At 40.7% G+C, this 8,583-nt stretch carries 9 protein-coding genes; 6 read left to right on the forward strand and 3 right to left on the reverse strand.

Features of this window, described 5'->3' with window-relative positions:
- Positions 1–231 precede the first annotated feature (231 nt).
- Positions 232–828, forward strand: a complete 597-nt coding sequence (locus E1160_RS01915; RefSeq protein WP_155153300.1) for a hypothetical protein — start codon at positions 232–234, stop codon at positions 826–828.
- Positions 829–1,030: 202 nt separating this feature from the next.
- Here the strand turns inward: E1160_RS01915 and E1160_RS01920 are convergent, their stop codons facing one another.
- A complete protein-coding gene (locus E1160_RS01920) occupies positions 1,031–1,492 on the reverse strand; it encodes a DUF2846 domain-containing protein (protein WP_155153301.1) in 462 nt (153 codons plus the stop codon).
- Between the two features lie 368 nt (positions 1,493–1,860).
- Between E1160_RS01920 and E1160_RS01925 the strand changes: the two genes are divergently transcribed.
- A complete protein-coding gene (locus E1160_RS01925) occupies positions 1,861–2,073 on the forward strand; it encodes a GFA family protein (protein WP_155153302.1) in 213 nt (70 codons plus the stop codon).
- 145 nt (positions 2,074–2,218) lie between these two features.
- Entirely contained in the window at positions 2,219–3,325 is a 1,107-nt protein-coding gene (locus E1160_RS01930) for an agmatine deiminase family protein (RefSeq protein ID WP_218048652.1), read from the forward strand.
- An 18-nt stretch (positions 3,326–3,343) separates the two neighbouring features.
- Here E1160_RS01930 and E1160_RS01935 read toward each other — a convergent pair whose 3' ends face one another.
- Positions 3,344–3,982, reverse strand: a complete 639-nt coding sequence (locus tag E1160_RS01935; RefSeq protein WP_155153304.1) for a TetR/AcrR family transcriptional regulator — start codon at positions 3,980–3,982, stop codon at positions 3,344–3,346.
- A 166-nt stretch (positions 3,983–4,148) separates the two neighbouring features.
- On the opposite strand from E1160_RS01935, the gene E1160_RS01940 reads away from it, so the two are divergent.
- The 3 genes from E1160_RS01940 to E1160_RS01950 all read left to right on the forward strand — a co-directional run bounded on the left by E1160_RS01940 (position 4,149) and on the right by E1160_RS01950 (position 7,207).
- On the forward strand, positions 4,149–5,261 hold the full coding sequence (locus tag E1160_RS01940) for a trimethyllysine dioxygenase (RefSeq protein ID WP_155153305.1): 1,113 nt from the start codon (positions 4,149–4,151) through the stop codon (positions 5,259–5,261).
- Positions 5,262–5,373: 112 nt separating this feature from the next.
- Positions 5,374–6,156 carry a methyltransferase domain-containing protein gene (locus E1160_RS01945; RefSeq protein WP_218048653.1) on the forward strand — a complete coding sequence of 261 codons (783 nt, stop codon included), beginning with the start codon at positions 5,374–5,376 and terminating at the stop codon, positions 6,154–6,156.
- 157 nt (positions 6,157–6,313) lie between these two features.
- Entirely contained in the window at positions 6,314–7,207 is an 894-nt protein-coding gene (locus E1160_RS01950; RefSeq protein WP_155153307.1) for a flagellin, read from the forward strand.
- Between the two features lie 69 nt (positions 7,208–7,276).
- On the opposite strand, the gene E1160_RS01955 is transcribed toward E1160_RS01950, so the two are convergent.
- Positions 7,277–8,583: D-serine ammonia-lyase (locus E1160_RS01955; RefSeq protein WP_155153308.1), on the reverse strand; the 1,307-nt coding region annotated here is incomplete at its 5' end.

Consider the following 8,583-nt stretch of genomic DNA (forward strand, 5'->3'; position numbering starts at 1 on the left):
TTGGAATTAACACTAATCAAGATGATTTAAGTAGGTTAACAGACGTAGCTTTTTCCGTATTTTTATTGGCTTTAATGGCGATTCTTCAAAATTTGATTTTTGGCGACAAATCACGCTGTAGGTCGTGATCATACAAAAGCTACGCCCGTTGCCCGAAGGGCTAGTAGTTTGTTATTGCTTAATTTCTCGATTCACGTGTATTCCTTTCTTGAATTTAAGCGGAAGGGAAACATGAAAAAAGTATTTTTAATTTTGGTATTACTTACATTTACAGCTTGTGCTCAAGTTAGCTATGTAGAACCAACTGAAGGTCCTGTAGGTAAGGTAAGGTTTGTTACGAATGTTGATAGTGGAATCACACTGATAAAGCAGTATTCAGACGCGCAATGCAATAATGCCAGTGAAATGTTTAGGTTGCGGAATGAATATCTAATGAACTCTCAGGAGAAAAGTTTAGGTATGCCTCTAAACACCTATAGAAAAGAGGCTAATGCTGAAGTTTTAATTCCTGCAAATGATCAGCAACATTTCTTCTTTCACATGACAACATTTCTTTCAGGATATACGTTGGAATGTGGCGTTTATGTATCTCACAAATTTATTGAAGATAAGTCCTACGAGCTTTATGCGCACAAAGTATGGAAGACACTTGCCGCTGAAGAACTATTGGATACACCAATAGACGATTTATTGGAATCGTGTGTGGTGGATTTAGTAGAAATTGTGGGTGAGGGGGATGATGCCCAAAAAGTCCCAATCAAAACTTATAATAATCAGTTAAGTAATATGTCGCATGGATGTGCAAAGGAAATAAACCAGTTATATTAAATCTAAATACGGGTGTTGCTAAGGCTGAAAGCATCTTCATTTATATGTTACAGGAGAATGAGGGATTCGATATTTAATGAAAGTGCCGTGCATTTATCTTTCGCTTCCTACTTGTAAATGCTTTTGGTCTTGTTGAAAAAAAATGCGGCTGATCTTTGTATCAAGCCGCATTTTTTTTAATAAGCATGTATGCTATAATATACTATTGGCTGCATGTTCCTTGAACAGCTAAATCCAATTTGCTTACATCTTTTTTTCCTTGTTCTTCATCAATAAGTTCAAGACCTGCACCACCTACAAAAACGCCTAGTTTAATATATTGGCGAATGAAATATAACATTCCAGCTTTTGCATTGATAATAAGGTCGTTTGGTGAAAACTCTGATTCTGTTGAAATCTTATATTCTTTATCCCCTTCAACCTCTTTATAGAAAAAGACATCAGGTGCAGTTTCACCAATACATTTTCCATCAACCCAAACGTCCTTTTTCAAGGCGCGTCCAACAAAGCTATCACGATAAATATAGAGGCCCGCTTTACCTTCTGATGGTTCTTCAAATTGTTTGGCTTGTTGTGATTTTTCTTCACTTTCTAATGGAACTGAAGCACAACCTGTAACAAAGAAAGCTAAGATAATGGCTAAGAAACCGATGTTTTTGAGCATTTTTTCCCCTCAATTTTTTACACTTATAATTGAGCGGGTCTATCAGGTAATACTTTTAAGGTAAAGAAACTTATTTGACTTTAAGCATTCAAGAAAAATTTTCACAAACGGATGTAACAGTGATTAAGGGATTTTGGAGTATTTGATCTAAAAAAAAGAAACCCCGCCCCGGAGAGAGGCAGGGAAGTGTGATCAGGATCGAAGTCTCAAAAATATTCAAAAAATACCTACGGAGACCCTGAAAGACCAAGAGGAGCAAGTCGATAGCGACTTTGTATGATCTTTCTGATTTTTGTTATACACGAGTTCATATGATATGCAACTAATAATTATTATTAATTGTGATTTATTTAATAAATTTTCTTCATATGTATAAGTCGTCAGATTTTGCCAAACGAGGTTTTTGTAAATTCTGCGGATCCAATTTGTTTTATCGCATGAATGATGAGGAAGGCGTTGGTATCGCAGCCGGCTGTTTGGACAATCCCACGGATATACACATCAACAAACTTATCTTTGTAAAAGACAAAGGCGATTATTACGAAATCTCCGATGATGCGGAACAGATTGGGAGATACTAAACAGTCTCAAAACTAAAGTTTTTTAGTCGTGTATGATTTTTATACCACCATAGTGGTACTTATAGTTGATTACTTATTTTTGTATATTTAGCTAAATAGGGGGAGGATGCTATTGAATCGCCTAGTTTATGTTTAGGAGAATATGATGCGCAAATTAACCTTATTACTCACCCAAGTGGTGTTTGCTTTTTCTTTCGGGATTGGGACGGCGATGGCAAATGAGACAACAACAAAACGTGTGCCCGCAGAATGGGAAGAACAGGATGCAACTTGGTTACAATGGCCGGGTTCTTATGAAAAATCATATGAAGAGGCTTTTGCTCAAATCAGTAAGGTGATTGTTGAGTATCAAAAGCTTCATATCTTGGTGCCCGACGAAGATATAGAATATGATGCGCGCCGTGCTTTAACCGAAGCTGGGGCGAATCCGGACCATCAAAATATTACATGGCATTTTGTGCCAACGGATAGTGCCTGGATGCGCGATAATGGACCAACTTATGTGATTGAAAATGGTGAGATGCGCCTTCAAAACTGGGAGTTTGACGCATGGGGAGGGGCATGGGGACCCGAAGTCACCTATGACAACGATAATGAGGTGCCTTACTATTTGGGAGAATATCTAAATCTACCTGTGGATCATGTGGATATTGTGCACGAACGTGGCAATCTGGAATTTAATGGCGTGGATACGGTTTTGTTGAATTGGAGCACACTTGGCGACCCAAGACGTAATCCCGGCTATACCAAAGAAGAAGCTATTGCAGATTTAAAACATCAATTCGGGGTGTCCAAGGTCATCATGACCGAAGGCGTTGTCGAGGGCGATCTTACAAATGGTCATATTGATGGGATTGCGCGTTTTATTAACGAAACCACGGTAGTGATTCCTGAATGTACAGAATATTCTATCTGCCAATCCAATGATGCCACATCCAAGATTTATGATAAAACGGCAAAACTTGTGGAAGAAGAAGGCTTTACGGTTATTCGTGATCCCATCGAAGGTACCGGTAGCTATAAAGGCGAAGAGTTTGATGCGGTATATATGAACTGGTTGCTTGGGAATGGTTTTGTTATCGCAGTTGGTTTTGGCAATCCGGAAGTAGATACCTTGGCGAAAGAGCGTCTGGAGAGCTATTTTCCAGGGCGTGATGTCTATATTATCGAAATGTTAAAATCATGGTATGCAGGTGGTGGTGTCCATTGTCATACGAATGATCAACCTGCCATGTCGGTGATTAAGGGATAAAGATATTTAAGGAACGGTTTAGTGACTAAACCGTTCCTTAAAACTATTGAGCCAATTCATACAAATGGTGACTGCTTGCTCACCATTATAGAAGTCACTATCAAGACAGAGTTCTAGCCAGAGACCATCGGTCAGTCCCATCAATTCGATTGTGGCGAATTTGATATCCTGATCATTCACATTCAAATTCTTAAAAGTCGCATAATTGGTTAGGAGCTGGGCGAAGATTTTACGCACTTCATGGTTGGCTTCGTGATGTTGTTTTTGCATCCGTTCATCTGTTTGCTGGATGCTCCAAAAAGCAACCCAAGCACCTAACATTTCTTTGGATACCCATTCACTATTAAGTAGGATTTCAAAGGAGTCTTTAAGAACCTGTTCGGCATCTAATTCGTCATTGCCAATAAGATCGTGAAAACTGTCATATAGCTTTTTGGTCAGATATTCATAGGCCGAGGCAACTAAGTCTTCTTTACCATCAAAATAATGGCGTAAAAGTCCAGGCGATACACCAGCTTGTGCACAGATTGCCCGCACAGAAGTTGCCCGCTGTCCCAAGGTGGAGAGGCAATGCAATGTGGCTTCCATCAATGAAAGGCGGCGCGCATCCGCATCCAAGCGAGAAAACTTTGGTTCTCGTTTTTCCGTATCTGTCATGATCTTCCCTTAAATCCATCCCCCAATGTTTTAAATACCTTAGCTGATTTGCATTGGCTTTCAAGTTTATTTGCAAAATTATTAATTATACAAATGTAAAATAACTTGACGTCTAAATATAACTTCAGCTACAAGGTCCAACAGATGTTATGGAGGAGTTATCGAAATGGCGATCAGTAATTTTACATCTGTGAATAGAGACGAGACAGCTTTAAACCTTGCATGGGCAAATGGAAAAGAAGCGCGTTTTCCTTTCTTTTGGCTACGTGACCATTGTCCGGAACCGGAAAGTTTAAATGTAGATACGTGGCAGCGCGAAGTAGACACATTTTCTATTCCCTTGGATATCGAGGCATCGTCCTATGAATTGGATGAGGCAGGAGAAACACTTTCTGTAACATGGTCGAATGATGGTTTTAAAAGCCGTTTTCCAACAGATTTATTGTATATCGCTGCATTTGGGGAGCAACATCAGGCCGATCCGATCCTTTGGGATAAGGCGTCATTACAATCAAATATTCAAACGCATCAGTTTAAAGACGTGATGAATACGGAAGAAGGGTTGGACGCCTATTTGAAAACACTGGAAGAACGCGGTTTTGCTATCGTTGAAGGTATGGAAAACAATATGGAATGCACCCGCCAAATGGCGGAACGTATTGCCTATATCCGTGAAAGTATCTTTGGCGGCCTTTGGGATTTTAAAGCGGATCAGGCGCATAGTGATACAGCCTATTCCACTGTTGGAATTGGCCCGCATACAGATAGTACTTATAGCCATGATGCACCGGGCCTACAGATGCTTCATTGTATTGAGTATAAAGCTGAAGGTGGATTAAGCGTCTTTGCGGATGGTTTCAAAGTGGCTGAAGTGATCAAAAATGAAGATAGTGATTTATTTGATGCGTTAACCACGATGAATGTGACAGGCCGATATCTGGAACCAGGGGTTAATTTGCAATCTAGCCGCCCGGTTGTCCGTTTGGATGAACGTGGTAACTATAAACAGGTTAGCTATAACAATTTTGATCGTGCACCGGTATTGATGGAAGAAAAGAAAATGAAGCTTTTCTATCGTGCGATCCGTCGTTTCAATGAATTGGTTAATGATCCAGAAATGCAAGTAACTTTCCAATTAGTTGAAGGTAAAGCTGTGATTTTTGACAATTGGCGTGTCTTACATGCGCGCACCTCTTTTGCCGGTATTCGCCATATGGCTGGTGCTTATTTTAATCATGAGGATTTTGAGAGTAAGATCAGAGTCTTACGTCAAAAATAGCTTAAAAATTTTGTATTCTCCTTTAGGCCGATATCGAAAGATATCGGCTTTTTCTTTACTTCGAAAATTACTCATTCTAGGCTTTTCTAATGTAAAGAGGGGAGAGTTAAAAATGACAGATACAACTCACGAAGATGAATATGGTGAGGCATTGTTAGAGATGCTTCAGATTATTTGGGGGGAAGGATTTTTATCACCGGGCGGGGCAGATGCAATTGATCGGATACTGGAAGGATGCGATTTGCGTGGCCTGAAAGTATTGGATATTGGGTCAGGTTTGGGTGGAGTTGATTGTTTGCTGGCGGAAAAATATGGGGCCAGAGTGACGGGTATTGATATCGAAGAAGATATTTTGTCCCGATCAAAAGCATATATTGAACAAAGAGGCCTAGCTGATCAGGTCGAGGTTCGGCTTGTTAATCCCGGGCCATTACCTTTTGAAGACAATCATTTTGATGTGGTGTTTGGTAAAGATGCCTGGCTTCATGTGGAAGACAAAGATGGTTTCTTTAAAGAGGTCTTTCGAGTGCTAAAGCCCGGTGGGCGCGTGATTTGTGGTGATTGGTTGGGAGGTGAAGCCCCACGCGGAGAAGATTTTGATTACTTCCTTGAGTTAGAAGGTATTTCGTATCATTTGGTAACGATTGAGGAATATGCTGATATTCTTCAAAATGCAGGTTTTTCTGATATTTGGACGAAATCTATTTGGGAAGAATATCGTGAGGAAGCAAAAACTGAATATCACTTGATGCAAACTGAGTTATATCAAGTGATGACTGAAAAATTAGGCCCTAATGAAAGGGACCATTTTATCGAAAATTGGCGGATGCTGTGCGTGGTTCTGGATCAAGGCCACTTGCGACCAGCATTGGCACGTGCGCAAAAACCGCTTTAAATGTGAGCTTCGTCACTGTTGAGTTATATGTAACCTGTTAATAAGTAGGGAGTAAGCTCTTTGTCAAATCAGAAGATTTGTGTTAGAGTATTGAATTGAGAGAAATAGTCGTTTCGCGGTGAGAGGCAAACGACGTTGTTATTGGAGAGAGCGGGTTATGACAGAAGTCACACAAACCGCAGCGGTGAAGAATTCGCTGCAGTCCGTCCAACGGACAACCGCCCTAGCTGGTAGAGCCCAAGAGAACTTGACTACTGGCAGGAGAGTAAATGACGTTAACGATAATCCTTTGGCCTTTTTTATTGCCAAGGCGTTAACAGACACAGCAAACACATTAACTGGATATAAATCAGGCGTTGATCAGGCTGTCAGTTCTGTTTCGGTTGCTAATGTTGGCATTGAAACGATTGAGAATTTTGCTGATCAAATGAAAGGCCTTGTTGAATCTGCGCGTTCAGCCAGCCCATCTGAGCAGCGTGCTTTGAGTGCTCAATTTGCGGAACTAGGAAATCAAATTTCACAAATTGCACAGGATGCCTCTTATCTGGGACAAAATTTATTATCCGGTAATAATACGGCCGAAGTTCGCTTTGATTCACGCGAAGATAGTCAATTGACGGTTGATGGCTTTAACTTGAATGGTGCGGGTATTGATACAGATAATGGATTGTTTTCTGTTGCTGCCTATCAAGCGGATGGCAGTTTTGATTCTGATGCATTTGGTTTGACAGGTGGTACCTTCACTTCAATCGCGAATGATCCTTCCGCGTTTAATGATATCATTAATACAATTGATTCTGGTATTGATCGTCTTCGTGGACAAGCAGCACAGTTAGGATCGAATGTAGCGATCTTACAAGAGCGTATTAATTATACGGAAAACCAAGTGAATGTGCTGGAAACAGGCGCAGATAAGTTGACCTTAGCGGATTTAAATGAAGAAGCGGCGACTTTGGTTGCTGCAAATACCCGTAATCAGTTAGGGATTAACTCGATCGCTTTGGCGGGACAGCAGTCCCGCAATATTCTGGAGCTGCTTGGACAAGGTTGATCAGACAGTTATCAATGAAGTAAGTGAGGGCAGAAAAGCACTTTTCTGCCCTTATTCTTTTATAGATTGTTATTGATCTAGGTCTAATCTTTGACCAGTTAGATAATCTTGATCGCGAATTTCTTGAGGGACCATACTGCCACCTGTCGCCCACATGATATGGGTGGCATTTTCCATATGTGGTTCCAACCCATATTTAGATATGTAATTTACCCCATTTTTTAGGATGTGAGCAATGCCGGGAAGTCCTGCTAATGCAGAAGGTTCTAACTCAATGTCCTCTTTGTCTTTCATAAGGGTAAGATAACGATACAGATTGTTATCTGTAACAGTGTAAACGCCGCTCAATAACAAATCCATTAACTGCCCAACGAAGCCAGAAGGACGACCAACAGCAAGGCCATCGGCACAAGTCTTATTCGCAATTCCAAAATCTTGAACACTGATACTGTCATGCAGGCTAGTATACATTCCTAAAAACATGCAGGCCGATTGTGTTGGTTCTGCGAAGAAGCAATGTATATTATCGCCAAAACATTCCTTAAGACCAAATGCAACACCCCCTGGGCCACCACCAACACCACAAGGTAGATAAACAAACAAAGGATGTTCTTTATCAACGATGATGTTTTTCTCTTCCAGTTGTGTCTTGAGGCGTTGTCCCGCAACGCTATACCCTAAGAAGAGATCTTTGGAATTCTCATCATCTATGAAGTAGCTATATTCATCTGCAGCGGCAGAATTGCGACCTTCTTCAACGGCTTTGCCATAGTCCCCTTCATGTTCGACAACGCTTACACCTTTGGATCGTAGTAATTCTTTCTTCCATTGTTTTGCCTCAGCGGACATATGAACAACCACCTTGAAGCCAAGTTGTGCGCCCATAATACCAATGCTCAAGCCTAGATTGCCTGTGGAGCCGACAAGGATTGTGTAGCGGGCAAATGTCTTTTTAAATTCGTCGTCATCAAGCTTTGCATAACTATCATTTAAATCTAAAATACCTTCACGTATAGCGATGGTCTCAGCAAATTTTAGAACCTCATAAATACCGCCCCGTGCTTTTATCGAGCCAGATATCGGGAGCTCGCTATCTGCCTTCATAAAGAGACGTCCGGCTAACTTCTGTCCAGTCAAATTTGCTAAGGCATTTTTTATCTGCTTGATTTCAATAATCGGCGATTCAATCTGCCCGTATGACCTTACCGTTTGGGGAAAAACTTTAGATATATAGGGGCGAAAGCGATCTAATCGATCAGCAGCATCCTGTATGTCTTGATGGTTTAATGAGATAGACTTTGATGCATCATTTTGTGATAAGATTTTTGGGTTAAACCAAATAAATTCTTTTTCTTCCTCTAGATCTGCAATGAGAG

The organism is Curvivirga aplysinae (assembly GCF_009711445.1).
GTDB lineage: Bacteria > Pseudomonadota > Alphaproteobacteria > UBA8366 > Aestuariispiraceae > Curvivirga > Curvivirga aplysinae.

What these genes read in the sequence shown, in the direction of transcription:
- E1160_RS01925 (WP_155153302.1), top strand. Translation starts at nt 1,861, where the DNA reads ATGTATAAGTCGTCAGATTTTGCCAAACGAGGTTTTTGTAAATTCTGC.
- E1160_RS01920 (WP_155153301.1), bottom strand. Translation starts at nt 1,492, where the DNA reads ATGCTCAAAAACATCGGTTTCTTAGCCATTATCTTAGCTTTCTTTGTT.
- E1160_RS01945 (WP_218048653.1), top strand. Translation starts at nt 5,374, where the DNA reads ATGACAGATACAACTCACGAAGATGAATATGGTGAGGCATTGTTAGAG.
- E1160_RS01935 (WP_155153304.1), bottom strand. Translation starts at nt 3,982, where the DNA reads ATGACAGATACGGAAAAACGAGAACCAAAGTTTTCTCGCTTGGATGCG.
- E1160_RS01930 (WP_218048652.1), top strand. Translation starts at nt 2,219, where the DNA reads ATGCGCAAATTAACCTTATTACTCACCCAAGTGGTGTTTGCTTTTTCT.
- E1160_RS01915 (WP_155153300.1), top strand. Translation starts at nt 232, where the DNA reads ATGAAAAAAGTATTTTTAATTTTGGTATTACTTACATTTACAGCTTGT.
- E1160_RS01950 (WP_155153307.1), top strand. Translation starts at nt 6,314, where the DNA reads ATGACAGAAGTCACACAAACCGCAGCGGTGAAGAATTCGCTGCAGTCC.
- E1160_RS01940 (WP_155153305.1), top strand. Translation starts at nt 4,149, where the DNA reads ATGGCGATCAGTAATTTTACATCTGTGAATAGAGACGAGACAGCTTTA.